Origin of the sequence: Paenibacillus sp. YN15 (assembly GCF_003285005.1) — a bacterium.
Classification (GTDB): domain Bacteria; phylum Bacillota; class Bacilli; order Paenibacillales; family NBRC-103111; genus Paenibacillus_AR.
This window is the reverse complement of sequence record NZ_QMFA01000016.1, coordinates 80,272-106,904: the sequence shown is the minus strand read 5'-3', so window position 1 is coordinate 106,904 and position 26,633 is coordinate 80,272. Positions and strand designations below refer to the sequence as shown.

Genomic DNA, 26,633 nt, shown 5'->3' with positions numbered 1-26,633 from the left:
CACGGTTTATTATAACGCCCCTCCCGCCTCAAACGGAAGGCAAAGACCGCCGATTCCCCGATCTTGAACCGATTCTTCTTTTTTGACCTGCCTCATTCCCTCCAAATAAACCCGTTCGAAAATGTTCTCCCTAGCCTGAATGCTTCTAAGGCGTTTACGATAAGCCCATATCCCAACCACATCAAGAAAGGCGGTAAGCTATGAATGAAATGGAAAGATTTTAGAAAAAACCGATTTTTGCTTGCGCTCACGCTGCCGATGGTTTTTCTCACCTTGGTCTTTCATTATTTGCCCATGTTCGGTATCATTATCGCGTTCAAGCGCTATCAGTACAATAAAGGCATCTTCGGCAGCGATTGGGTAGGCTTCAGCAACTTTCGCTTCCTGCTGCAATCGCCCGATCTACATCGAATCGTCCGCAATACGCTGGGCTTCAACGCAGTCTTTATTGTTCTGAACCTGGTGGCGGCGGTATCTGTGGCGCTGCTGCTCTATCACATATCCAGCCGAAAGCTGCTGAAAACGTACCAGACGATTATGTTTTTCCCCCATTTTCTATCCTGGGTCGTGGTGGCCTATATGGTTTATGCCTTTCTGAATCCCCGGTCAGGCATGCTGAACCAATGGCTGGAGCTGACAGGACTGCCGACATTCGATTGGTACAACGAGGCGAAAGCGTGGATCTTCGTGCTGCCGCTGGCCAATTTGTGGAAGGGACTTGGCATGGGAGCCGTCATCTATTACGCCGGATTGCTTGGCATCGACCCTACCTATTTCGAAGCAGCCCGGATTGACGGAGCCGGAAGATGGCAGATGGTGACCCGCATTATGCTGCCCTTTCTTTATCCGCTTATGACGATTCTGACGATTCTGAACATCGGTCACATCTTCTCCGCCGACTTTGGGCTTTTTTATCAGCTGCCGTTGAATTCGCCGACACTGCTCCCGACAACGGACGTTGTGGACACCTATATCTTCCGCGCGCTGATGTACAGCGGCAACATCGGCATGTCAAGCGCGGCGGACTTCGTCAAGTCGCTGCTGGGCCTGATTATTGTCGTCACTACAAACGCAGTTGTCCGCAAGATTAATTCGGACAATTCCTTATTCTGACCGGGAAGGTGAAGCGGGTATGGCAACAAGGACAAAACAACCATTTTCTATATCACGCATTCTGATCCATGCTTTTTTCTGTATGCTCAGCCTGGCGTTTATTCTGCCGTTATGGTCCATCGTATCGGTTTCCTTATCCGGGGAACAGGATCTGGTCGATTACGGCTACCGGTTGATCCCGAAGCATCTGGATTTTGGCGCTTATTCGTATATTCTGAGCAATCCGATGACCATTGTAGACGCGTACAAGGTAACGGGGATCATTGCTTTTACAGGCACGCTGCTATCGCTGGCCGTGATCTCCATGTGCGCCTATCCGCTGTCGCGGGCCGACTTCAAGTACAGAAGAATCATTACGTTCTACCTGTTCTTCACGATGCTGTTTTCGGGCGGGCTGGTGCCGTTCTACATCATGATGACCAAATATTTTCATTTGCAAAATAACTATGCCGCACTCATCCTTCCTTCTGTAGGAAATGTCTGGTACATGTTTCTCATGCGCACCTTCTTCCAGCAGCTTCCCGAATCCCTGGTCGAATCGGCCACAATCGACGGCGCGGGAGAACTGCGGATCTACTGGCGAATCATTCTTCCGCTGTCCACGCCGGTACTGGCGACAGTGGGCCTGTTTCAATTGCTGGCTTACTGGAATTCCTGGTTCCATGCGCTGCTGTTCATCGACAAACAGAATATGTACCCGCTGCAGTATTTGCTGCAGGTCATGATGCAGAACATCCAGGAGATTCTGCAGAACATGCAGAACAATGTGCCGGTTGATGCCAACCAGTTGGCCAATCTGCCAACCGAGAGCACAAGAATGGCCATGTGTATTCTGACCATCGGTCCGATGCTGTTTGTGTTTCCCTTCTTCCAGAAATATTTTGCCCGGGGGCTGACGGTCGGAGCGGTAAAGGGGTAGCAGGAAGCGGCTGCCCGCAAGGCAAATTAAGATTGGCTGCAAATGCCGCCGATTTTAAGATATAAACTTATAAACTAATAAAGGGGATTGATCGAACATGCAGATTAAGGTCAATTGGAAATTGGGACTGCCTGCGGCGGCGCTGGCGGGAATGATGCTGGCGATGACAGGCTGCTCGGAGGGCAAGGAGGAAGCAAGCTCAGCCCCGCAGACAAGCACCGCGCCACAGGCAAGCGCTGCCGCTCCCACAGATGCAGCAAAGCTGAACCCGGTCAAGCTGACGTGGTACCAACGGGGCTCCGAGCCGAAAAACGCCAGTTCCGTTATCAAGAAGGTCAACGAAATCATTCAGAGCAAAATAAATGCCACGCTCGAAATCAAATTCGTCGCGCCGGGGGATTACAATCAGAAGATGCAGCTTGTCATGTCTGCCAATGAGGAGTACGACATTGCCTACACGGCAGCCTGGACCAACACTTATTTGAACAATGTGAGCAAAGGCGCCTACCTCCCGATTGACGACCTGCTGGCAAAATACCCGGATCTGCAGGGGCTGTTCAGCAAGCAGGTTTGGGATTCGGTGAGAATCAACGGAAAAATCTATGGCATCCCTTCCAAGCAGTCCATTTCCGGCCAAAACGGCTTGTGGTTCAAGAAGGATCTGGTGGACAAATACCAGATTGACCTGAGCACCGTTAAGAAAACCGCCGATCTGACGCCGATCTACCAGAAGATCAAGGATGGCGAGCCGGGCGTTTCGCCGCTCCGCCAAGGCATCAATAACATGTTCGTGCCGTTTACGCCACTCATTGAAGGCTTTGCCGTCGACATGAAGACGGGCAAGGTGTACGACCCGACGACAACAGATTATGCGGAGAACTATAAAATCTTCCGCGATTGGTATCAGAAGGGCTTCTTCCCGCAGGATGTGGCGACGCTGAAGGATGAATCTCCGTTGATCAAGGGCGGCAAAATCTTCAGCCGCTACACCTCCATATCCCCCGATGTGGAAGCCAGCCTCAAGAAGCAGAACGGCTTCGACGTGGCGATTATGCCTTACAGTGATCCGGTAACCAAACAGGGGACCGTTCAAGCCGCGATCAACGCCATCAGCGCCACCTCCAAAAATCCGGAAAGAGCCGTGATGCTGCTGAATCTGGTCAACACGGACAAAGAGCTGTTCAACCTGCTGGCGTGGGGCATTGAGGGCCAGGATTACAAGAAGGTGTCCAACACGCACATCGAACCGATTGCAGGCGCTTACGCCTTCTCCGGCTACCTGTTCGGCAATGCATTTAACAGCTATCTGATTCCGGGACAATCGGATGATGTCTGGGAGAAGACCCAGAAGATAAACGATTCCGCAACTATCGACCCGCTGATCGGCTTTACCTTCGACCGGACGCCTGTTGAAAACGAACTGGCCCAAATCACAGCCATCCGTACGGAAACCGACCCGGTTCTGAACAACGGACTGGATGATGTGGACAAAGTGCTGAAGCTGCGCGAGGACAAGATGAAGGCTGCCGGCAAAGACAAGGTAATGGCGGAAATTCAGAAGCAATTGGACGGATGGATGGCGAAAAATAAATAATTCGGAATAAAGGAGGTTATCGCATGCTGCGCTTCACCGGCAAAGCTTCTGCAAAGCTCCTGAGATTCTGCATCATGTTGGGTCTTGTCTTTTTCGGATTCGGCCATTTGGGGACGGCGGCAGCGGAGACGCCGGCAACTGGGATGCCGACTGCGTTGTACGTCTCACCGGACGGAAATGACGGGAATCCGGGCACCATCGCCGCTCCCTTCGCCACCATCCAAAGGGCCAGGGACGCCGTCCGCAGCTTGAATCCCTCTATGACTGGCGATATTGCCGTTTATTTGCGCGGCGGGGTGTACCGTCAGAACAACCCCGTCCGCTTCACCGAAGCCGACTCCGGAATGAACGGTTATGAAGTGGTGTACCGCAACTACCCCGGCGAGGAGCCCATTATCAGCGGCGGTATGCCGGTCTCCGGGTGGGAGTCTTATAACGGACACATCTACAAAGCTCACATCGGAACGGGCCGAACGTTCTCCACGCTGTATGAGCAAGGCGACCGGCTCATTTCGGCCCGGTATCCCAACGAAGATTACCTGTCCGTCGCTTCTCAAGATGCCGCAGCGCCCAAGTCCAAATTCGGCTTTGCTCCCGGCGAGCTTCCGGCGGTGGCCAACCCCGCCGATCTGCAGGTTTATCTGTGGTCGGGGGGCAGCCTGAATTACGACAACCAGACCGTTGAAGTCAAGACTATCGACTACGCGCAGAACACCGTCGCTCTGAAATCCTCCACCACCTACAATATGGCGGCGGGCTCCCGGTATTACGTGCAGGGGGCGCTGGAGCTGCTGGACGCCCCGGGCGAATATTATTTGGACCGGGCGGCCGGCGATCTGTACTATTGGCCACGGGATAATGGGGCGCCTGAAGGAGTGGAGATTCCGTACACGAAGCGCATCTTCGAGTTTATCGGCAGCTCCGAAGCCTCGCGGGTAAGCACCATCCGTCTGGAGGGGCTCAACATTCAGGAGACGGACGCGGAGTATTCGCTTAAGGCCAGCACCCAGGACGGCGCCATCTATATGGAAAATGCAGACCATATCACCATCCGGGGCTCGCAAATTCACGGCACCGGATTAAACGGCATTTTCCTGAACGGGTACGCCCAGAACAATATCATCTACGGCAACCTGATTTACGATACCGGCTTTACCGGAGTCCGGTTCATCGGGCCCAAGGCCAGCCGGTACATCAACCGCAGCAATCAGGTCACGAACAATCATATTCACGATGTGGGTCAGTTGGTAGGTACGGGTTCCGGCATTACGCTGACCCTGAGCGGCGATAATCTCATCTCCCACAACCGGATTCACAATTCGCCCCGGTTCTGCATTTCATTCAGCACAGGCTGGTATGATACCTATCTCGGGCAAACCATCGACGGTATTCCCGTTACCGAAGACAATCTGTTTGACTTCCTGCATACGCGCAACAACGTGATCGAATACAACGATCTGTTCGACGGCATGAAGGATACGGCGGACGGCGGCGTAATCTATTCGGCCGGTACGGGCAGCGGGAATGTGGTCCGCAACAACCGGGTCCACGATACTGGCTTCAGCAAGTTTTTCGGCATGAGCGTCTATATGGACCGGGATTCGGATCAAGTTCTGGTTACCCATAATCTGATCGATCATGTGGCAGCCTCCGGCGGATTGCTGAAGGACGCCATCTGGCAGGCCGGCAAAAATGACATCGTCACCAACAACGTTGTGGCGGACAGCCGGGCAACCACCGGTGGAGGCGTTGTCGGCACCTATTACGACAACGAAGCGCTGACGGTGAAGAACAACATCTTCTACCAGTTCGATACTGCGGGCGGAAGCAGCAACGTGTACACGTTCAACAAATGGGGCGACAGTCTGATTCAGGCCGCCGACAACAACCTGATCTACAACAGCAGCGGCAGCTACAAGGTCAAGGGATGGCCCATTGACCGAAGCTTCTCCAGTTGGCAGACCGCCTACGACCAGCATTCGCTTACCGTCAATCCCCAATTTGTCGATGCGGATAATGGAGACTACCGGCTGCGCTATGATTCGCCTGCATACTCGCTGGGATTTACGGACATCGATTACGCGTCAATCGGCCTGCTTCCCGATTTTCCCTTTTCCGATCCGGATGATTCGCTTGCGGCCCTGTCCATATCTGCGGACGGCAGTTCCGCTGCCAGCGTTAATCTGGAAGCGAACAGCTCGCTGGGGCTGGAAACCAGCGCCAGGTCGGTAAACGGGTATGTGCTTGATTTGACCAGTGCAACACTTTCGTATGCCAGTGACAATCCTGCAGTTGCCGCTGTTGATGCATCCGGCGCTGTCCTGGCGTTCCAGGCAGGCGTGGCCAGGATTGCCGTCACCGCAACCCTGGCCGGCGTCACCCGCTCGTCTGCGATTGACATTATCGTAGGCGACAGGCTGGGCACCATGGAGCTTACGGCTGCGCAGACGGCTCTTCTGCCGGAGCAATCCCTTGAGCTGCAGACGAAGGTCCGTTCCCAGTTCGGCCAATATTACGACTCCGCTTCGCTGGATATCCAATATGCCAGCAGCGACGATTCGGTGGTGACAGTTGCGGTAGACGGAACGGTGACGGCCCAAGCTTTGGGGACAGCCACCATCACCGCTACCGTCTCGAAGGATGGCGTGACGCTGCAGGACACCTTGACCCTCCGCGTAATGGACAACGTCCTTTCCGGCATGACCCTGGCCTTTGCCAGTCAAAGCGGCGCTTCCGGCTTCATCCCCGTCGGCCAATCCGCAGCTTTGCAGCTTGCCGGAACAATGAGTGACGGATCAACGGCCGATTTGTCTGCGGCAACCATAACATATGAGAGCAGCGACCCTGCAATTGCGGCAGTCGGACCGGACGGCGTCGTTCACGGGCTGGCAGGCGGCAAGGCAACCGCAGCGGCACGGATCGAGCTGGACGGCATCCTGTTGAGCCGCATGCTGCCCGTTATTGTTCTGGCCGATGACGATGTGCCCCCGCCGTGGAGCGTATCGAGGTACGGCACCGGCAACGGGTATGCTGCGGAGCATGATGGCCAGTTCGATCTGCTCGGCAGCGGGAACGTCTGGGGAACGGCGGACGACTTCGTGTTCGTCTCCCGGGAAGTGACTCGCAGCAGAACTTGGTCGGTGGTGTCCATCAGCGCGACCCTGGACTCCATGGAGGACATCAATACGAATGCGGCAGTGGGGATCATGCTGCGGGATAGCCCCGGCGCGAATTCCAAAAACGTCATGCTGAGGGTCACACCCGGCGGCGGGCTGCAGATGACTTACCGTACCATTGACGGCGGAACTACATCGTACGTGTCCGGAAAAGTCCTAAGCTTCCCGACGGAGATCAAGCTGGCGCGGGAAGGTGACGTGTTCGTCTCCTATTACAAGGAAAACGGAAGCTGGGTGAAATACAAGGAGGTTTCGACCGTTGTCATGGATGACAGCATGCTGGCCGGCTTCGGCGTCTACTCCGCTGTCGATACGGCGGCGGCCGCATCCGTCAGCCAAGTGACGGTCACGGAGGAAACACCGCAGCTGGCCCGGCTTGAGATCGCCACCGATTACCCGTCCATCGCAGCCGGTGACAGCGCCCACCTGTCCCTGACCGGTTATGCGGGCGGACAGCCGATCGATCTGAGCGCCGCAGACATCAGCTTTGCAAGCAGCGATCCGGCGGTCGCAACTGTAGAGCCTGACGGTACGGTTACGGGGATTGCCGACGGCCTGGCGGTGATTACAGCGACGGCCACGCTGGATGGCATTACCGTAAGCGCGTCCCTGCAGATTGTTATAGCTTCGCCCCAGCTGGCCCGGATTGATCTGTCCGGCACCACTACCGGCATGGCCCTCGGCGGCAGCTATCAGCTGAGCGTACGGGCGCTCCTGGATAATGGCGCAGTGGCGGCTCTTGAATCCGTCACCTCTGTAACCTATGCCAGCTCCAATCCCGCCGTAGCGGAAATCGCTGCAGACGGAACGATTACGCCGCTTGCAGTTGGCGTAACGAAGCTGACCGCCGAGGTAACGCGAAACGGCGTGGCAAAAAGCGCTTCTGTTATAGCGGTTGTTGCCAACGGCACGTATTTCTCCGACGGCTTCGAAAACGGGCTGGGCCAATGGACCACGGTGTCCGGCACGCCAAGCGCTCCGGTGACGGAACGTCCGCGCAGCGGCAGCTACAGCTTCAAGCTCGACAATGACGTGGAGACGATCAGCCATACGCTGCCGGAAAGCGTCAACGGCGTAGTCGAAGCGTGGTTCTATGACAGCGGGGCGCCCGGTCTGTCGGGAGGCCTGTCCATCCAGAACGATTACTTCGCCGGACTAAAAAACGACAGCTCGGCCACCCACTATCTGGAGCGGTACGGCAACTACTTTAATCTGGCAGGACCGCGTCAGGAGGGCTGGCATCAGATTATCTTTGACCTGTACACAAATCCCGGCAAGGTCAACATCTATATCGACGGCATTCTCGCCATGCAGCGGACGAGAGCAGGCGTATCGATCCTGAAAATTCAGGACATCTGGAGCGGCAAAGTGTCCAATCTGTATTTTGACGATGTTGCGGTGTATAAGATGGCGCCATAACTGGAGGTACTTCATATCATGACGATTATGCGGGAAGAAAGCGGGACGAAGGAGGAACAGCGTTATTCCTTCATCTGTCCGCCTGAATTCGGGGAAGCGAGAAGCATCCGGCTTACGCTGGAAGCAGACAGCCCCCAGCATGAAGCATACGAGATTGTGCTGCTTGCCCCCGATGAACAGAACGCTTATGCCATTCCCGAAATTCGCGCCGATTGGGCCGGAACAACCTTTTTCCAGCTGGATCTGGACAATTGGACAAAACGCGGAACGCCGCAAGGATGGGACCGGGCAACCGGTCTTATCCTTCGTCGGCTTCGGGACGGTTATGGAAACAGCGGCGTGGGGATTGCGGACTTTGAAGCGCTGCCGACGAATATGGAAATCAAGGTATATGACGACGAGACGGTCATCGACTATCAGTATATGGACTACCTTAGCCAGTTTCCCCAATGGCGGGCTTCCGGGCCAATTTCCGGCAAGCAGGGAAGCTATGCGGGCGGAAGCTGGAGACTGCTGGAATCCTCTGCCTCCTGTCCGACAATTCATCGGGAGCTGAGCATCACGCTTGAGGGATTCCGGGCTTTGGAATTTTACGGAACAGCCGCGCCGCAGCTGCAATGGAGGCCGCGCTTCCTGATCGACGGCAGCACGGTGACAGGCGACTGGCAGAACGGGGAAGGCAAGCTGGTCAAAGCCTTGTTTGTGCTGCCGGAAGAAGCGAAGCGTCTGGCAAGCATCTCAATCGAGCTCAGGCGGAACGGACCGTCGCAGCCAGGCGTGCCCGCTACCCTTGTCATGTATACCATCGCCAAAGTAAAGCGGACGAAGCCGTGGACGGACACACCGCGGTCAATTCCCGCCGATCTGATGAAGATTTGCCCCGCAGGAGGCGTTCCGCCCCGGCCGGAGGGAACGTTCCTGTTGAATGCGGCGGAGTTCGCCCGGTTTCGCGAAGCCGCCCGGGAAGGATTCGGCAGGCCGGTTCTGAGCTTCTGGAGAAGCTGCGCCGACCGTCTGGCTGCCGTAGATTTTCCCGCTATCGCCGGCACGATACTGCCGGCCCGCTATTGCGGAGCGGACAAATATCCGGGCTGCCTGGACGGCTTGTATTCCGAATGGAGCCTGAATCTGCATACGAATATGGATTTTGGCCTGGCTTGGAGCTTAAAGGTTTTGACCCGCGCTTATTTGGCCGACGGCCGCCCATCCTACGGGGAGACCCTTGCGCGTTTGCTGATCGCCGTATGCTCTATCGAGAAGTGGCTGTGGGTTCATGTCGGCAGCTTTCCCAACGGAGCCAAGCAGGATTTGCCGTTCGCCAAGGAGATTGCTCCGGATGTGGCGGAAGCCTACGATGCGGTCCGGCACCTGCTCTCGCCTGCGCAACGGGAATACGCGCTGGATGCCATCGTCTTCAAAGGGCTGTATCCGACCCATGATTACGTGCGGCGCAACCCTTCCGTGATGTCCATGAACCAGGGACTCGTCTACGCCGCTACGTTGGGGCTTGGCGCCATGCCGCTGCTCCGCGACCGGCCGCAGCTGCAGGCCATTTTCGACGATGCGGAGCGCTGGCTGTACGCAGCCCTTGACGGCTACCTGTTCAGCGACGGCGGCTGCGCCGAGGGAACTGCCTACTGGATGTATTCGCTGGAGGTGGGCAGCCGCTTTCTGGCCGCTCTGGCCAAGCAAAACCCCCGGCGCTTCCGCGAGAAACTGCCGGAAGGAGCACGCCGGACGATGGAATATCCGATCTATCTGCGCTCCAACTCGTTTCTGGATGGCAGCGGCGCCCTGGCGCGGGTCGGCGTCAACATCAACGACAGGGGCTCGCCCCTGTTCGATCTGAAGCTGCCGGCCTGTTTGCTGGCCAAATATGCGGACAGCGAGGCGGCGCGGAAATGGCTGGCCGGCCTGGAGCTCGATTTGGAGCTATTGTGGTGCTGGCCCGACAGCAGAGAGGAGCTGGGCGAAGGTCTTGGCGGCGAGCCGTTGGGCCGATTGTTCCCGGTATCCGGCTTTATTGTTTCCCGCTCCGGGTATGAGTTCGGAGATTTTCTTGTGCTGCAGCAGAATGGGCCCCACCGGCCGGGAGGGCATACGCAGCTTGACCGCGGAGCGCTCTTGATCGAGTGTTATGGCGAGCAGCTTGGGCTGGACTCGGGGACGATCAGCTATGAAGACCCCCGTTCGGCGCGGTTGAAGGACACCGATCTGCATCCCCACACGATCACGATCGGCGATTCTGCGCGGCAAAGGATGTTCGGACCGGGCGGTGAGCCTGCGGCGCAGGTGACCCGCTATCTGCATTCGCCGGCGGCGGATTACAACCGGGCCGATCTGACCGTCGGCTACCCGGAGCTGACGCTGTATGAGCGGGACCTCTTCTATTTTCGCCCGCATCTGCTTCTCTGCATTGACCGGATGGAGGCGGAACAACCGTTTGCGGCACATTATCATCTCAATTCGGAAGGCGTGACAACTGTGGAAGGCAGCCGCGCCGTCTCCTCCGCCTCCTTCTCCAAGCTGGTCTCCCGCTTCCTGCCGCCTCCGGACGCCTCCGGCCCCATGTCGGTTTGGCCAACCAACAGCCGGGCCCTTAATCATCATGTGGACCTGACGTTTGCGGCGGCGGAGGGGACTTGCCGGCAAATAGCGGCGGTGCATGAAGTCCTGCAGCAGGGTGAGGAGGAAGCTTTTCTCGATGCGGCAAAGGATGGCGGCTTGCTGACGATCCGCAAACGAAACACCATGATTGTGTTCGCCTGTCAAGCCGGCTCAGAGCCCATCGAGAATGGATGGTTCCGCTCGGATGGACGCTACGCATATGTGATTTATGAGAAAGATGAGCCTTCAGGCTTCGGCGTGGTGGATGGCACCTATTTGTCCGTAAAGGGTAATGACCATGGGACAGGAAACGGATTCGGGCTGGTCTGCGGCACCACGCTCTGTGCGTTTGCAGAAATACGGAAAGACGGCAGGCTGGTGCTGGCGCCATCCGCCGGGAAAGAGGAGAAGCTGCGGGTAAGCTTGCCGCCGGGCTTTGCAGAGGATCGGCGAATCTTTGGCTGCTCCCCCTCAGGCTCAGGAACAGTCCGGGAGCCGGAGGACATCCAATGGGAGCCGGCGGCTGGTTCGGCTGGGCTTCCGGGAGCCGTTTCGTTTCGGCTGCCGGAGGATACAGGGGACGCGCAATGGATTCTCATCGGCGGGGCTCCGCCAGCCATGCCGCTGCAGGCGGAAGCGTGTACGGTGGAGGTTGCCGTAGACGGCGCAACGTTTCCCTCCGGAACCCGGGTTCCCTACGGACATACGCCCCGACGGATTGAAGCGGTGCTGCATTCGCCTAACGTCCCCTTTGACCGGGAGCTGCTTGAGATTAGCTTGGATGGCCGGGATATGGCGAAACTAGCGGCTGTCAGGTGGAGCGAGGCAAACCGAACAGTGAAGGTTGCTGTGGACATTCCGCCGGATGGCGGAGCCCTCGACCGCAGCCGCCACGCCCACTCCTTATCCGTTCGCGCGGTCAACAGCGGCATTGGGAAAAGGCAGGCTCATGCGTTTGTCCAGTTCTATACGGAAATCGCCGGCGCCCAACCGATTCCGCTGACGGAATGGCCGGTACAGATCGTATCGGGCAGAACCGTTACCGGATGGATTCGCCCCAATCCCCAACTGATGACCAGCTGCTACCGGAGCGGCGGATATCCCATCAAGGCATGTGGAGTTGAATACGGAGATGCGGTCCACTGCGAGCTGGGGCGGCATGCCGCCTTCGAAGCGGTATATGAGCTTCCGGCGCTTAAGGGAAGCTGGCTGTTCACAGGCGCCTGGGCCATAGACGACGGAGCCGGAGTGGATGAGCTGCCCGGACGGGCCACAATCGAATTGGCGGCCGCCGGGGAAGAAGCATGGAAAGCTTCGTATGAAAGCCCCCCGCTGAAACGGTACGGTGAGCCCGCTCCGTTCTCGATTCGGCTGGACGGAGCGAAACGGATGAGGCTCCGCTGTGTGCAGGGCAGCTCGATTGTGCTGCTCCGCCCCAGGTTCACCCCCCCAGATTAGGAAACGAAGGGAGCCTGGGAGCCTGTTGGAATCATATTCATGAATCGTTTTTTTCGGAGGAGAGACAAAATGAAGGAAACAGAACACGCGCCGTCGCAACCGGTCCGCCGAATGGCCGAATGGAACAGGATCATCGTCAGGATCGACCGCAACATGGAACGGTTTACGGCGGAGAATACACCCAGCTTTACCATCAACGGCCGTTATACGGAGCGGCATGAACCGTTCCATCGGATGGACCAGTGGACCCATTCATTTTTTACCGGAATGACGCTTCAGGCGTTTCAGGCAACGGGTGATCCCCGTTATCTTCGTTACATATACAGCCTGCAGGAGGATTATCGGCGAAAAGTGACGGCGGATGCGCTGGAGACGATGCACGACCTTGGCTTTTTGTATTCGCTCAGCGAAACGGCGCTTTACCGGACTACCGGCGACCGCGAGGCGCGGGCCATCGGGCTGCTGGCCGCCACCGAACTGGCCAAGCGGCTTAACGTCCAGGGGCGCTATATCGATGCGTGGAGCCGAATGGACCGGACAGACGAGGAAAAAAGCGGCCTGATGATTATTGACTGCATGATGAATTTGCCGCTGCTGTTCTGGGCGTGGACGGAAACGAAGCACCGCTTCTTCCGCGATGCGGCTGCAGTTCATGCGGACACAACACTGGAGCGGCTGGTACGGGACGATTTCTCTGTATGCCATGCGTTTCAGTTCGATCCCCTGACGGGCGAGCCGCTGGGAGAACGGAATTATTGCGGTTATGGAGTCGGCACGGCGTGGGCGCGCGGCACAGCATGGGCGCTGTACGGCTTCGCGGTTGCCTTCCGTTACACCGGCAAACGGAAGTACCTGGAGGCGGCGGAAGGGATCGCCCGCTATTACGCTTCGCAGCTGCCGCCGGACTGCGTTCCCGTCTGGGACTTCCGGCTGCCTCCCGGCGGCCCGCAGCTGGTGGATACGTCTGCCGCCGCCATTTCCGCCTGCGGCCTGCTGGAGCTTGCGGAGCTGGAAGGCGCGCAGGAGCCGGCAAGATGGCGCGACCTGGCGGAGCGCATGATCCGCTCGCTGTCCCGGCCCCCTTACCAAGCGGAGGAGGAGGAAGAAAGCATTCTGCGGCTGGCCCAATGCGGCGATCTTCAAGCGGGGGCCATCTGGGGAGATTATTTCTATATGGAAGCGCTGCTTAGGCTGGAAGGCAGGGCGGGGATTTTCTGGTAGATAGCAGGGCAGACTCCCGTTCCACATCTTCAAGGAACGAGAGCCTGCCTTTTTGTCCGGAAATTTACCGGCTATGAACCAACGGCCTCATAAATGCCGCCAAACGTTCCCCGATTTCAATCATGCCGCTGTTGCCCGGATGGAGCAGATCATGAGACAGGCCGTCCCAGGAGGTCAGCAGCTCTCTGCCGTCGATATAATGGAGATTCGGCAGCCCGGATTGCTCCACAATTTCGCGCAGCGCACGACGGTACTCATCGGCAGTAGCCTGCGGGCTGCGCTCCGGCCAGACGAGGCCCAGGTCGGCAAAGCTGGGGAACAGGCCGATGCAGATCACCGGCTTGTCCGGGTTGCGGGCAGCCGCCGTACAGGCCAGATACGCCGCCTTGTCGCGAAATTCGGAAACCGGCACACCCTGATTGAGCATGTTGATGGAGACGCATAAGGTAGCAATGTCCCAGTCTCCGCGCCCGGCGATGTGGTCGGCGATAGCCTGCTCGCAATGGGCCGCTCCGGCCAGACCCAAGTTCAGCACATCCAGGCCAAGCCGTCCCCCTGCCTGCCGGATATAGCTCAGATCGGGAGAAGTAGCCTGAACTCCTTGCGTAATGGAGGTGCCATAGGCCAGGTATTTCTTCTCCGGCGTCTCTCCGGCCTGGGGCGGACGCAGCTCCTCGCCCTTGGCGCTCAGCAAATGCACCTCGCCGCCTTCCGCAACAAGCCGCCAGACGCGGGGGGAATAGGCCGGCTTCACCGACACCGGCTGCGCATCCGGCAGAAATCCCGGAAACGGATAAGCGATTTCGATTCCCAGCGGTTCCGGTCCGACGGCATATTCCTTCACCTGATGCCCTCCCGCATACACAAGGATGCGCGACGGCGATTGATAGGCTGCAAGCTCGATAACAGCCGGCTCCCTCCCCTCATTCACGAAGCGGATCTCGACTCCGGCGGCCCGCCGTGCAACGCCCTGCGCTCCTTCCTTCAATTGCGTGCGGACCGCCTCGGGCACCCGCTGCAGCAGCACTCCCGCCCGGCCGGGCACTTCAACGGCCTCCTCCACATTAAACAGCTCCACTTTTCCGTAAATCATCGCTTCCGTCTCCCTTTCTTGTTCCTTAGCTTTGTCCTTTCTTTCATTTTAGAAGTGATTTCCGGCTTTGAGAATGTACATTATTTCATGCAACCATACACAATTTTTCCGCTTATGCCCCCAGCTAGATCCCCCCAAAAAAGGTATCGAGCTGCTCCCAACGCTCGGCAGTGAGAATCATTTCTTCGGCGAAACGGACAGGGACCACGCTGGACGATTCCAGGGACGGCCGAATCCACCAAAATGATTCGAGACACCAAACATACTTGATTGCCCTCAAAAGTGAACCGCGCGGCAGCGGCCGCACACTGCGGTAGCCTTCCGTGAAGGCGGCCACAGCGTCCTTCTGGAATCCGCGCCCGCTGAGCGTACCGGAAAGGACCGCCCTCCCCAGGTCCAGCGCAGGAAACGAGTAGCGTGCCCGGTCAAAATCAACGATGGCGGCCAGAGCATCCCCTTCGAAAAGCAGGTTGTCCGCCCACAGATCCAGGTGGGCCCAGCCCGCAGCCAGCGGCACAAAGTCATCCTCTCCAAGGGAATCAACAATCGCCTTTTGCAATTGCAAGGCGTTCCGGACACGTTCGGTGGAGTCACGGGATGCCTCCCAATTTGCCTGCCAGGTGCGCGCCATCTCCCTGCGGGACAACTGCCAAGCCGGTTCCCCCGGCGGGACTGCTGCTCCCAACCCCGATGCCGCCGCGGAATCCCAAACGCTATGCATATCTGCAGCAGCCCGTCCAAGGGAGTGCATCCCATATTCGCCGATCATGCCAGCAGATACCATAGCGCCTGGGCAGCATGTCATGGCAGTTATGTATCTTCCGCAGGGCAAGAGATGCATACAGCGCCCTTCCAGCGTCAACGGCTCAGGGCATTTTCCTCCCGACTGATAATAAAGCAGCTGAAGCTGCAGCGCATATTCAATCTTGCCCCGAAACTCCGGATCATGCATCTTAAATCGCCCGGGGTGATAGCTCTTAACAAATAACCGCCCCTTGTTTGTCTCCACAATCCACTTCTCGTTCTTTAATCCCCGCCTTACACGCTTGGCAGAAAGCCACCCAACCGCAAAATGCTTTTTCAGCCAGCTCCCGATTTCGTCTACCAATTGGTCCTCAGTCGTTAACGGCATATACGGACAACCTTTCTAAATGAAAAACCACCGCGAATCGCGATGGCTCCATTATATCAAGCTTTATTAACCCAGGCCTAAGAATGCGCGGGTTCTAGTCTGTTGGGGATTTTCGAACAGCTCCTCCGGAGTGCCGGTCTCGATAACCTCTCCATTGTCCATCAGGATGACCTGATCCGCCACCTCCCGGGCGAAGCCCATTTCGTGGGTGACAATGACCATGGTCATCCGCTCAACAGCCAGCTCGCGGATGACCTTCAGCACCTCGCCGGTCAGCTCCGGGTCAAGGGCCGAGGTAGGTTCATCAAACAGGAGGATATCGGGCTTCATCATCAGCGCTCTGGCTATGGCTACCCGCTGCTTCTGCCCGCCGGACAATTTGGCCGGATATACATCCGCTTTATCCTCCAGTCCCACCTTCTGCAGAAGCTCCAGGCTGTTGCGGCGCACATCCGCCGTCTGCTGCCGACGAACCGCGTGGCGCGGGGCAAGCTCCAGATTGGCCCTTACGGTGAGATGGGGAAACAGATGAAAATGCTGAAACACCATTCCCATTGTGGAGGTCATTCTTTTTATATCCGCTCCGCTGCAGTAAGCGCCTTCCCGGACCAGATAATCGCCTCCGATCCGAATGCTTCCCTCATTCACCTGTTCCAGATGGATCAGGCTGCGCAGCAGGGTGCTTTTGCCGGAGCCGGAGGGCCCGATAATGGCCACCACCTGATTTTTCTTTATCTCCAGGCTTACGCCCCGCAGAACGTTCAGCTGGCCGAAGGATTTCCTCAGTCCGTCAACTTGAATCATGCTCATGTGCCGCCATTCCTTTATTCGAATTTAAATCTTTGCTCCAGCCACTTGAACAGCAGCGTCAGCACTACCGTCATCAGCAAATAAATCACACCGGCCACAAACAAGGGCGCAATGGTGGAGTCCCGGTTGACTGCGGTCTGGGCAAAATGCAGCAGCTCCGGGACGGCTACGGCGTACAATAGCGCCGTATCCTTAACCAGGGTTACCGATTCATTGGCAACCGCCGGAAGGGCAACCCGGAACATCTGGGGGATAATAACCAGCGTCATGCTTTTCCAGCGGCTCAAACCCAGCACTTGGGCAGCCTCCTGCTGGCCTCTGTCAACTGCAAGCAGCCCGCCTCTGAAGATCTCGGCAAAATAGGCCGCATAGTTCAGCACAAATCCCAGGCAGGCCGCAGTAAAACGGTCCATCACCAAATATTCGCCCACAACAGGCAGCATCGGCAGCCCAAAGCAGATAAACAGCAGCTGAAGCAGGAGCGGGGTCCCCCGCATGACATAAATGTAGGCGCCTGCCAGCCAGGACAGAGGCTTATATCTGCTTTTGACCGCTATAGTACACAGAAACCCAAGAGGAATGGACAACAGAATGGCAATGAGAAACAGCATTACCGTTGTTTGTGCCCCCTCCAGCATGGGCTTGCCAATACGAATGAGATAATCCAGATCCATCAGCTCTTAAAGCTCCTTCTAACGCAGGAAAACCAGATTAGCCTTAATCCAGTTTTCGCCGCTTGCTTCAAATTACTTCAACACCCTGTTCTCGCCAAACCATTTGTTAGAAATCTCTGCAGCCTTGCCGTTTTGATTCAGCTCGTCCAGCGCCTTTTGCAGCTCGTTCAGCAGCTTTTCGTTGCCCTTTTTCACGCCTATGCCATACTCCTCGGGGGCCAGCGTTTCATCCAGCAGCTTAAAGGCGCTTTTATCCTTGGACATATGGTATTTGGCCACAACCTCGTCAATGACCACAGCCTGAACCCGGCCAATCTTCAGATCGGCAAGGGCCAGCACATTATCGGGAAACTCCGTAACCTTTTTAATCTGGGCTTTGATCGGGTTGCCGTCCAGCGCATCAGCTGCAGACGACAGGGACTGGAGCCCCACTTCCTTGCCGGCCAGATCCGCAAGCTTGGTGATGCCGGAATTGGCCGCTACGACCACAACCTGGCTGTTCTTCAGGTACGGCTTGGTAAAAAGCACCTTTCCCTTGCGCTCATCCGTAATGGTATAGCCGTTCCAGATCAGGTCGATCCGGCCGCTGGAGAGCTCGGTTTCCTTGGTCTTCCAATCGATGGGCTGGAAAGTCACCTTATAGCCCATCTGCTCGCCGGCTGCCCGGGCGTAATCAATATCGAAGCCAACAATTTCATTCTTTTCGTCCCGGAAGCCCATTGGGGCAAATTTGTCGTCAATGCCGATTACCAGTTCCTTGTCATCCTTGCCTGAGCTGGAGCAGCCCAAGGCAGCCATCATCATGACCAATAGTGTCATGCCCAATATCGCAATCCTTTTCATGCTAACCCTCCATTATGTAGGAAATCATTCACAAAGCAAGACAAAACGCTTTACTCCATTACCACGTTATCACAGAAATCTATCATAACATACCCCTTACATAGAGTCGATAGTTTGCGAGAACGAATTAACCATTGTCTATTTTTAGACAAAAACAGCTCTGGCAGAAAGATTAATTAATACGGCAGCTGAATAATAAACCGTGTTCCCTGGTTAAGACTGCTTTCAACTTCAATTGTGCCCTGATGGGAGAGGACGAATTGTTTGGCAATGGCAAGACCTAAGCCTGTTCCCCCGCCGTCTCTTGTCCGCGCTTCATCGCCCCGGTAGAAACGGTCGAACAGATGGGGGATATGCTCAGGAGCAATGCCAATACCCGAATCCTCTACCACAATGGCAAGGTTTTGTTGAGTATCATTCCGAAGCCGCAAGTGAACTGTTCCTTGGTTTGGCGTGTAGCGAATGGCATTCGTGAGCAGGTTGAAAAGCACCTGTTTGATTCGGCTTGGGTCTGCGAAGATGATGGGTTGGACCGTATTTATTTCGCATTGGATTGAAATACTCTTTTCGTCCGCGAGAGGTTCTATGGCTGAGCAAACTTGCTGCAGCAGCCCCGCAATATTAGTCGCCGCTTTATGGAGGGTTAATTTCCCCGCTTCCGCCAATGATAAGGTTCTTAAATCTTCGACTAACCGGTTTAATCGTATGAGTTCATCCTGAATCGGCAGCAAGGTCTCAGGCCGAATGGATTGTCCCTGCTGCTGCAAATCATCCAGCTTCCCTCCCATAATTGTCAAAGGAGTTCTTAGCTCATGTGCGATATCCGCCGTAAGGCTCCGGCGCACAGCCTCCGCCTTCTGCAAATCCATTGACATACGATTGAAGGCATGGGCGATCTCTCCATACTCATCATTCATGTTAACCTCCGCCTGCACGCCAAGCTCGCCTTTTCCTAACCGTTCAATCGATGGAAGCAGCACCTTCAGCGGAGAGGCCAGCCATCCCGACAATTGATAGGCAATGAACAAGGCAATAATAATAAGCAGCGTGCCGCTTCCAATTAACGCAAGAACCACTGATATGGGAATGCCGATCATGATCTTATTGAAATAGGCAATCTCCGGGTCATAATAATACAATTGTCCTACTGATCTTTCATTTATAATGATGTCATTTCTGACTCCCAAGCGGGTTATTAATTTCAAGGGCGCCTCCCCTTGTTTGAAAATCTCCCGTTTAGCCGCATCCAATACAAGGATGCTCGGACTTTCCCGGTCAACATCCTGCAAGAGATCGACTAGTTCCGGGCCAATAGCTCCCTCAATGAAAAAGGTTTTGTGAGATAATCATCCGCCCCGACCTCAAGACCGATTATCTTATCCATCTCGTCCGCTTTGGCGGTAACCATAATAATGCCGATCCGGCTCTTTTTCCGCAGTTCGCGGCAAACATCCAGCCCGTTCATATTCGGCATCATCCAGTCCAACACTACCAACGCCGGATTCGCGGCTTCCACTTTAGCGAGGGCTTCCACCCCTGTCCGGGCCGTAACAATCTGAAAGCCTTCATTTTTTAGAAATGAACTCATAAATTCAAGCACCTTTTCTTCATCGTCCACCAATAATATCGTTTCGGCCACATCACAGCCTCCTCTTTTCCATCCTGCTGTCATTATATCCGAAAATTCCATCCCATTTTTAAAGTGCACAGGATTCGCAACACATCGTCATAAGTTCACAACATTTCTTTGTTAAAGTATAAACCAGTTAATGAGAGGAGCTGAGTTTTAATGAGCACTAAAGGAATTGTAAAAGATAACTGGCGGCTTATTCTTGGATTAGGCGCATTGGCGCTGGTGAGACCGACCCCTCATGAAGATAACAGGGGTTATGGATTTAATCGGCCAACAATTTGGAAGCATTCTAATGACAATCCTCATATCCTTGGCCTGGCTCATTATTGTCTTGGTGAAAAGAGTTCCGAATCCCGTTGCCGTTCTTGTTTACGCGGGATTGAGCTACGCATTATTCGCCATCCTGCTCAGCGGCATCCTATCTCCTATTCTTGACGGGAAGCTGCAGGGCCCTTTGACGAATCCGATTGCCTTTATTAGCGTCTTAACGGTAAATGCCCTATGGGGGCTGGTTGTTGGCGGAATTGCTGCAGCACTGCCAAAGCGGAAATAAATTTCGGTCTCTTTTTACAAAAAGCGCTTACACTATTTTTATTGAGAACAGGCCGCCGGATGGTTATACTTATAATGTCCAAATACGCGCAAGCCGAATTGGGGAGATCATTCCATGTTTCGAGTTCAACAGGCTGCACGAAAGCTGTTTGCGCATTATCCCGGCGGCGGAAAAATCAAAAAAAACCTCCTGATTTCCTTGATCATTTTATCCACCATTCCGGTGGTCATCATGGCGCTTGTTTCCTCTTATCTGGGCAACAATGTCATCAGCAGGCAGGTTAACCAGATGCATCTGGTCTTTTTGAGCCAGGTAGAGAAGGATATGAACAGCCAGTTCAAGAAGTTCGACGAGCTGATGCTGCAGTATACGTACAACAACTCCGCCCTGCTCCGTTATACGAAGGAGGAGCTGGACCACACCAACTATACGGCGGTGAATGATCTGGGCAATATTCTGTCCAATCTGAAAAGCGGAATGGAGCATGTGGCCGAGATTGATTTTTACAGCAAACCCTTCGGCAAGGTTGTAACCTCCGGCGGCCCGGTGCTGAGTGTGGAGGATTTCCACGATTCGGTGGCCCTCGACATAACCAACGAGAACCTGCATTACGGCAAATGGGTCGGCACCCGGACCAATGTGAACAGCCGGCTGGGCAAACCGGTCATTACCTATGTCAGACCCTTGAACATTTACGATTCCGGACAAAGCGCCGGCTACTTCATCCTGTATTTGGATGCCGCGTCACTAAGCAACAAGCTGATCAAGCACGACGAGTTTAACGATCCCTCCATATACTATGTTGTAAACTCGGCCGGATCTGTTATGCTGCATTCCGACCCTTCCTTTCTGGGAGCCAATATCCATTCCGGCTCATTCATGTCCGAGCTATCCCATGCCAAAGGAACCTCTTATTACAGCTTCACCACCAATCTGGACGGAAAGCGGACCTCCATCAGCACCGTTTATTCCGGCAATCACGAATGGTATTATGTCTCCGTCATTCCCGTCGGCCTCATTACCAAGGAGACGGACCAGCTGCGGAACATGCTGCTTGGCATCTGCCTCCTCTCCATTCTGGTCATGATCGCCATTTCCTTCAAAACCAGCAGCATTGTTTATTTCCCTATGCAGAAGCTGCTGCAGCACATCGGCAAATACAAGCCTCTGCCGCAAAACAAGGATGAGGCCAACCATATTCTGGCCTATATTGACCAATACCGGAACGCCGCGGAAAACTACAGCCTGTTAAGTCTGCTATCGGGCAATGTCAAGGGCGAGGACGTCCATATCGAAAACTTCGGGCCGAACAGAATTGTCATCCATCTTATTGAGCTGGACCAGCTGTTCCTCCAGTCCAACTATTCGATGAAGGATCAATTCCTGTTCTACTATGCCCTTGAGAATATTGCCAATGAAATTCTCGGCGCCAACGGCCCTTCCAAGACGCTGATGATCCAGCCGGGACTGTTTATTGTCTTAAGCCAGCCCCGCAATGAAGTGCTTCCCTTATACCGCTCCTATGCGGATACGCTGCTTAACGCCATTCGCACCTATTTGAAAATCAACTGCGTCATTTCCATCAGCTATGCGGACTCCGGCATCCATGATCTGCATGAGGCATATATGCAGGCCCGTCATGCGCTCCGCTTAAGCTTTACCCTGGGCGCCAACCAGGTGATCATCAGCGACGAGCTGGACCCGTCCATTTCGGATGAAGCCAGCATTCTGACCGATATGGAAACGCAGATTATCCATTCCCTGCAGTTGTTCAAGTATGAGGAAGCGCGGCAGCATTTCGCCAGATTGGTGCAAATCATCAAAGAGGATTTCTCCCTTACCTCCGATGTTTTGATGAGTTATTTCTCGCAATTGCTGGGGGCCATGATTCATACCGTCAAAAAGCATAACAGCAATCTCTCCCTGCACCTGTCCACAAAAGAAGTTCCGATTGAATTGACCAAGCTGCGGAATCTGGCGGAAATCGAGGCGTTTATCCAGAAGCGGTTCTTTGACGGCATCCGTTCCCAGCCCCAGGCCACCGCGGGAAAAGAGATGAACGAACAGAAGCTGGTGGAGCAGGTTATGGAGCACATCCACCACCATTATTTCCAGGATATATCCCTGCAGCATTGCGCGGAGCTGGTTGGCATGAGCGCCTCTCAGCTCAGCCGCTCCTTCAAGAAGGTGGTCGGCGCCAACTTTGTCGATTATGTCATCCAGTACAGAATCAAGATCGCCAAGGATCTGCTGGCCGACCCGGCCAACTCCATTCAGGACATTGCCGACAAGCTGCGGTACACCTCGGTCAACAGCTTTATCCGGGTATTTAAGCAAGTAACCGGGCACACGCCGGGGAATTACCGGAAGGAGTTTTTGTCGGGCAAGGAAAGCCCCGACTGATCGCACAAAAGGGGCTGTCCGAAAAGTAGGCCAAGGGAATACATATTCGGCAGAAAGGACCGGGAGGTAAAAGGTTTTCTGCAGGAAAACCGGCTTCGGAAACATACGTCTGCGGACAAGCCGAATCTGGCTAACGAATCTCTCTCACGCTATTTCGCGAAAACGGGCATGATAAAAAATCTAACGAATCTATAGCGCGTTATTCGCCTGTTTGAACGCCTTTCGGCGCACATTCGGACAAATAGCGATCCTACGATTCGTTAGATTTCAAACAGGCTCATCTATAGGCAAATAGCGATACATAGATTCGTTAGAGTTTCTCCCGGACAGCCTCCTTTTTTTCGCAATCGAATCGCAATGGTTCACATCGCAAAGCGCAGCCTCTCTTTTACCCCGCCGCATTGCTGCCGGTCCCGGTTCCGGCCGCCGCTGCAGGGCGCGCAGGCAGCTTAACCCCCGTCTGCATCCGGTCCCGCTGCACCAGATACATGGAGACAAGCACACCTGCGCCGCCGATAATCTGGTACAAGTTAACGGTCTCGCCCATCAGGAAATAGCCGGCCACCGCTGCCGTAATCGGCAGGATATAGCCGTAGAACGAGGATTTGAACGGCCCGAGCCGGGCCAGGGACCAATTATGCACCGTAAACCCGACCAGCGTGGCCAGAAAGGCCGTGTACAGCAGGCTCATCCATCCCGAAGGGCCAATGCCTGCAAAATAGGCGGCATCCGCCTTCCACAAGACATAAGGCAGCATGGACAGGGCGCCGGCCGTCATTTCCCAGGAGATCAGCAGCATCAGCGAATATTTGGCCGTCAGCCTGCTCATGCCGATCAGATAGAAGGCGCCGAACAGGCTGCGCAGAAGCAGCAGCACATCGCCCCGAAGGGTATCGGGCCCGAAGTGCAGCCCCTGCTCCCCTCCGGCGACAATCAGGACGACGCTGGCGAATGCAACCGGCAGACCGACCAAAATACGGGGAGTCAGCCGGATCTCCCGGATCACAAGGGAGATCATGACGGTCAGAATCGGCATAAAGCCCCGTCCAAGAACGGAGCCGTTGGCCGCGTTGGAATATTGGAGGGCGTAGGACAGCATCGCCTCCATGCCCACCGCCGAAAGAACGCCGAGGAACAAAATCAGCCCCAGACTCCGGGCCTCCATGCGGAGGCTTAAGCCTTTTTTCCGGAAAGACAAATACGTATATGCCCATAAAACCGGTGAAATCATCAGGTAGCGCAGCCCGTTGAACATGACGGGGTCCCATTCCCGGCCGCCGATTTTCATTGAGCTCATGTTCAAGCCCCAAATCAGGTAAACCAACAAAAATCCAAGATGGGGATAAAAGCTCTTTAAAGACCGGGATTCCATTTGCTTGAACTCTCCTCTGCAGAAAACTGGCTCGGAGCCGGTACTCCCATAAGCCGAAAATTTACCCTTCCGTCCGGCAAACCTCCCTTACCCTTTTACGGCGCCCATAGTCAGTCCCTTAACAAAATATTTCTGAAGGAACGGATACAAGACGACGATGGGAGCCGAAGCCAGCACGATGGTGGCCATTTGGGTGGACAACGGCAGCGGCATCGCTTCTCCCGAGCTCAGCGCCGAGTACACGTCGGCCTGGCCTACAAGAACTACCTGCCTCAGCAGGATTTGCAGCGGCCAAAGAGAGGATTTATTTAAATATAGAATCGCCGCAAAATATTGATTCCAATGGCCAACGGCGTAAAACAAGGTGAACGTGGCCAAAGCCGGCACCGAAAGGGGCAAAATGATCTTGACGAAAATCCCCAAATCGTTGCAGCCGTCAATTGTCGCAGATTCGATAATGCTTTCATGGATCGATTCGAAAAATTCCCGCATGACCAGCAGGTTAAAGGCCGATACGGCAGAGGGGATGACCAGGGCCCACAACGAGTTCATCAGTCCCGTTGCCTTGACGACAATGAAGGTGGGAATCATCCCGCCGCTGAACAGCATGGTGAAGAGCACCATGAACAGCAGCGTCCGCCGGCCGCTGAACTTCTTCCTTGAACAAGTATAAGCCAAAAGCGAGGTAACGGCCAGGTTTACAATAGTGCCGACAACGGTAATCCACACTGTATTTTTCAGCGAGGTAAAGAATACTCCGGTATGAAAGATATAGCGGTAGGCGCTGAAATCGAAGCTGCTTGGCCACAGAATGAACTTTCCCGATATAATATCCTTCAACGGCGCAAAGGACATGGCAATGACGTTTACCACCGGTATGAAGCAAATCAGAGTAAAAAGTGAAATCAGAACGATATTCGACGAGTCAAATATTCTGTCTTGCAGTTTAGTCTTGTTCATCGGTTTTCTCCCCGCTTGTTCAGGAGGCCGCCCCAAATCACCCGGGGCAGCCTCTGAACGGATTTAAGCTGCTCTTTACTTTCTGGCGTTCCAGGCTTCGTTCATTTCCTTCAGAACTTGGTCGCCGCCTCTCTTCTTCCATTCCTCAAAAATCTTATCCAGGTAATCGACAGGCTCTTTCCCGACAATAATTTTCACAAATTCATCTGTTGCAAACTTGCCGAGCTCCGCGCCCTTTTCCGCATTTGTCTTGGAGAAGAGGCCGATTTCCTGCGGCGACCAGGACTTGCCTTGGCTGGCAACGGCAAACGCATTCTGCTTCAATTTTTTTGTTTCGTCCGAATCGTTGGAGGCCAGAATCCATTCGTCCACATGGGCATGGTTGGTCAATTGATATTTGCTCGGACCTTCGTTTTTGCCAATATCAGTTACGGCCTTCTCGCCGTTGTTTGTGGTGTAGTGAACTCCTTCAACGCCCCACTTGAAGAAATTGGCTCCCTCGTCGCCGATTTGGTCATCGAGGATTTTCAGCACCTTCTTCAGCTTGCCTTCGTCCTTTGCCAGCTCTTTATTCAGGGCGAATACGCCGAAAAATCCGGGTTCATTGCGGTAGCCCGATTCCGATCCGTCGGGAGCCTTCAGCGGCGGGATGGAGACCATCTCGAATTTGGGATTGGCTGTTCTTGCTTTATTCAACCGGTCCACGTTAAATGCGGTATATGCCATGTTGCCGATGGAACCCGTTTTGCCAAGCAGGAAATCATCCTCGGCCTGCTGTTCCTTCTTGATGGTGAAATCCTGGGCAATCAGGCCGTCCTTATACAATTTGGCAAGGAAGCCAAAGGCTTCTTTGGCATTGGGAGCAAATTCCCCGGGGACGATTCCCCCTTTGCCGTCTTCCACCCAGCCCAGGCTGGGTCCAGCCTTCATCGGGGCAAGGAGAGCGCCTATCATAATGATGGCTCCGCTGTTGACGCCGATCGAGGTGCCGTAGGTATCCTTTTTGCCGTTGCCGTCCGGGTCGTTTTCTGTAAAGGCTTTCATCACATTGTACAATTCGTCGTAGTTTGTGGGCACCTTCAGCCCCAGGTTGTCAAGCCAGTCTTTGCGCAATGTGATCGTATGTCCCGGAATGCCTCTCAACCGCGGTATCCCGTAAATATGCCCCTTGTATTTCAGATTGTTCATAACCTCTTTGGGCAGATTGGCCAGATTCGGAAAGTTCTCTTTGTCATTCAAATATTGCTCCAGCGGCAGGAAGCGGTCGCTGTCAATGGCATTGAAATAGAGCGAATCCAGGCCCGGGAACAGCAAGGCGTCCGGAATATCCCCCGATGCCAGCGTGACGCCCAGCTTGTTATTGTATTCGCCGGAGGCCACCGGTATAAATTCGTAATCGATGTTATACCGCTCCTCAATCGCTTTCCGTCCCGTGCCGTTCTCAGGCGGCGCAGCGCCGTAAAGAATGCTCATTGCGCTGACCTTGTATTTCTTGTCCACGGCCGGGGAAGGCTGGGACGTTTGGGAGGACGAAGAGGCGATGCCCGGCTCCGCTGAATCGCCGTCGGAGCCGCAGGCCGCAAGCATGGAAGAAGTTAATGCAACAGCCGTAATGATGCCAACCGTTTTTTTATTTATTTTCACAGATACCCA

Annotated in this window: 17 protein-coding genes and 1 pseudogene; 8 read left to right on the top strand and 10 right to left on the bottom strand. The window is 54.9% G+C overall.

The window, feature by feature from the left end; all coding sequences use genetic code 11:
• The first annotated feature begins 204 nt into the window (after positions 1-204).
• The 6 genes from DQG13_RS14805 to DQG13_RS14780 all read left to right on the top strand — a co-directional run bounded on the left by DQG13_RS14805 (position 205) and on the right by DQG13_RS14780 (position 13,507).
• A complete protein-coding gene (locus DQG13_RS14805; RefSeq protein ID WP_113020557.1) occupies positions 205-1,113 on the top strand; it encodes an ABC transporter permease in 909 nt (302 codons plus the stop codon).
• A gap of 19 nt (positions 1,114-1,132) precedes the next feature.
• On the top strand, positions 1,133-2,032 hold the full coding sequence (locus DQG13_RS14800; protein WP_113020556.1) for a carbohydrate ABC transporter permease: 900 nt from the start codon (positions 1,133-1,135) through the stop codon (positions 2,030-2,032).
• A 97-nt stretch (positions 2,033-2,129) separates the two neighbouring features.
• Positions 2,130-3,626 (top strand): ABC transporter substrate-binding protein, encoded by a 1,497-nt coding sequence (locus DQG13_RS14795; RefSeq protein WP_113020555.1) that lies wholly within the window; start codon positions 2,130-2,132, stop codon positions 3,624-3,626.
• A 23-nt stretch (positions 3,627-3,649) separates the two neighbouring features.
• Positions 3,650-8,221 carry an Ig-like domain-containing protein gene (locus DQG13_RS14790; protein WP_113020554.1) on the top strand — a complete coding sequence of 1,524 codons (4,572 nt, stop codon included), beginning with the start codon at positions 3,650-3,652 and terminating at the stop codon, positions 8,219-8,221.
• Between the two features lie 18 nt (positions 8,222-8,239).
• A complete protein-coding gene (locus tag DQG13_RS14785) occupies positions 8,240-12,286 on the top strand; it encodes a heparinase II/III domain-containing protein (RefSeq protein WP_113020553.1) in 4,047 nt (1,348 codons plus the stop codon).
• A gap of 69 nt (positions 12,287-12,355) precedes the next feature.
• Positions 12,356-13,507, top strand: coding sequence for a glycoside hydrolase family 88 protein (locus tag DQG13_RS14780; protein ID WP_181592753.1), 1,152 nt, complete (start codon positions 12,356-12,358; stop codon positions 13,505-13,507).
• A 64-nt stretch (positions 13,508-13,571) separates the two neighbouring features.
• Here DQG13_RS14780 and DQG13_RS14775 read toward each other — a convergent pair whose 3' ends face one another.
• From DQG13_RS14775 to DQG13_RS14745, 7 genes and pseudogenes are all read right to left on the bottom strand, one after another.
• Positions 13,572-14,600 (bottom strand): GDSL-type esterase/lipase family protein, encoded by a 1,029-nt coding sequence (locus DQG13_RS14775; protein WP_113020551.1) that lies wholly within the window; start codon positions 14,598-14,600, stop codon positions 13,572-13,574.
• A 124-nt stretch (positions 14,601-14,724) separates the two neighbouring features.
• Complete coding sequence (locus DQG13_RS14770) at positions 14,725-15,732, bottom strand: phosphotransferase (protein WP_113020550.1); 1,008 nt, start codon at positions 15,730-15,732, stop codon at positions 14,725-14,727.
• Positions 15,733-15,798: 66 nt separating this feature from the next.
• On the bottom strand, positions 15,799-16,542 hold the full coding sequence (locus tag DQG13_RS14765; protein ID WP_113020549.1) for an amino acid ABC transporter ATP-binding protein: 744 nt from the start codon (positions 16,540-16,542) through the stop codon (positions 15,799-15,801).
• Positions 16,543-16,556: 14 nt separating this feature from the next.
• Positions 16,557-17,216, bottom strand: a complete 660-nt coding sequence (locus DQG13_RS14760) for an amino acid ABC transporter permease (RefSeq protein WP_113020548.1) — start codon at positions 17,214-17,216, stop codon at positions 16,557-16,559.
• Positions 17,217-17,288: 72 nt separating this feature from the next.
• Positions 17,289-18,059: an amino acid ABC transporter substrate-binding protein gene (locus DQG13_RS14755; RefSeq protein WP_113020547.1), complete on the bottom strand. Its 771-nt coding sequence runs from the start codon at positions 18,057-18,059 to the stop codon at positions 17,289-17,291.
• Positions 18,060-18,235: 176 nt separating this feature from the next.
• Positions 18,236-19,264: a sensor histidine kinase gene (locus DQG13_RS14750; protein ID WP_146767158.1), complete on the bottom strand. Its 1,029-nt coding sequence runs from the start codon at positions 19,262-19,264 to the stop codon at positions 18,236-18,238.
• A 98-nt stretch (positions 19,265-19,362) separates the two neighbouring features.
• A pseudogene (locus DQG13_RS14745) lies at positions 19,363-19,698 on the bottom strand (response regulator transcription factor); the annotation flags it as partial.
• Positions 19,699-19,930: 232 nt separating this feature from the next.
• Between DQG13_RS14745 and DQG13_RS14740 the strand changes: the two are divergent.
• Positions 19,931-20,245 (top strand): hypothetical protein, encoded by a 315-nt coding sequence (locus DQG13_RS14740; protein ID WP_258525681.1) that lies wholly within the window; start codon positions 19,931-19,933, stop codon positions 20,243-20,245.
• Between the two features lie 114 nt (positions 20,246-20,359).
• Positions 20,360-22,648, top strand: coding sequence for a helix-turn-helix domain-containing protein (locus DQG13_RS14735; RefSeq protein ID WP_113020544.1), 2,289 nt, complete (start codon positions 20,360-20,362; stop codon positions 22,646-22,648).
• 388 nt (positions 22,649-23,036) lie between these two features.
• On the opposite strand, the gene DQG13_RS14730 is transcribed toward DQG13_RS14735, so the two are convergent.
• The 3 genes from DQG13_RS14730 to DQG13_RS14720 form a co-directional block, all read right to left on the bottom strand.
• Positions 23,037-24,020 carry a DMT family transporter gene (locus DQG13_RS14730; protein ID WP_113020543.1) on the bottom strand — a complete coding sequence of 328 codons (984 nt, stop codon included), beginning with the start codon at positions 24,018-24,020 and terminating at the stop codon, positions 23,037-23,039.
• Between the two features lie 87 nt (positions 24,021-24,107).
• The gene (locus tag DQG13_RS14725) at positions 24,108-24,980 is read right to left on the bottom strand and encodes a carbohydrate ABC transporter permease (RefSeq protein ID WP_113020542.1); all 873 of its coding nucleotides are present in this window, start codon (positions 24,978-24,980) and stop codon (positions 24,108-24,110) included.
• Between the two features lie 75 nt (positions 24,981-25,055).
• Positions 25,056-26,624 (bottom strand): extracellular solute-binding protein, encoded by a 1,569-nt coding sequence (locus DQG13_RS14720; protein WP_113020541.1) that lies wholly within the window; start codon positions 26,622-26,624, stop codon positions 25,056-25,058.
• Between the last annotated feature and the right edge of the window lie 9 nt (positions 26,625-26,633).

Coding starts and splice junctions, on each gene's coding strand:
- DQG13_RS14805 (WP_113020557.1), top strand. CDS start 205: ATGAAATGGAAAGATTTTAGAAAAAACCGATTTTTGCTTGCGCTCACG.
- DQG13_RS14800 (WP_113020556.1), top strand. CDS start 1,133: ATGGCAACAAGGACAAAACAACCATTTTCTATATCACGCATTCTGATC.
- DQG13_RS14795 (WP_113020555.1), top strand. CDS start 2,130: ATGCAGATTAAGGTCAATTGGAAATTGGGACTGCCTGCGGCGGCGCTG.
- DQG13_RS14790 (WP_113020554.1), top strand. CDS start 3,650: ATGCTGCGCTTCACCGGCAAAGCTTCTGCAAAGCTCCTGAGATTCTGC.
- DQG13_RS14785 (WP_113020553.1), top strand. CDS start 8,240: ATGACGATTATGCGGGAAGAAAGCGGGACGAAGGAGGAACAGCGTTAT.
- DQG13_RS14780 (WP_181592753.1), top strand. CDS start 12,356: ATGAAGGAAACAGAACACGCGCCGTCGCAACCGGTCCGCCGAATGGCC.
- DQG13_RS14775 (WP_113020551.1), bottom strand. CDS start 14,600: ATGATTTACGGAAAAGTGGAGCTGTTTAATGTGGAGGAGGCCGTTGAA.
- DQG13_RS14770 (WP_113020550.1), bottom strand. CDS start 15,732: ATGCCGTTAACGACTGAGGACCAATTGGTAGACGAAATCGGGAGCTGG.
- DQG13_RS14765 (WP_113020549.1), bottom strand. CDS start 16,542: ATGAGCATGATTCAAGTTGACGGACTGAGGAAATCCTTCGGCCAGCTG.
- DQG13_RS14760 (WP_113020548.1), bottom strand. CDS start 17,216: ATGGATCTGGATTATCTCATTCGTATTGGCAAGCCCATGCTGGAGGGG.
- DQG13_RS14755 (WP_113020547.1), bottom strand. CDS start 18,059: ATGAAAAGGATTGCGATATTGGGCATGACACTATTGGTCATGATGATG.
- DQG13_RS14740 (WP_258525681.1), top strand. CDS start 19,931: ATGAAGATAACAGGGGTTATGGATTTAATCGGCCAACAATTTGGAAGC.
- DQG13_RS14735 (WP_113020544.1), top strand. CDS start 20,360: ATGTTTCGAGTTCAACAGGCTGCACGAAAGCTGTTTGCGCATTATCCC.
- DQG13_RS14730 (WP_113020543.1), bottom strand. CDS start 24,020: ATGGAATCCCGGTCTTTAAAGAGCTTTTATCCCCATCTTGGATTTTTG.
- DQG13_RS14725 (WP_113020542.1), bottom strand. CDS start 24,980: ATGAACAAGACTAAACTGCAAGACAGAATATTTGACTCGTCGAATATC.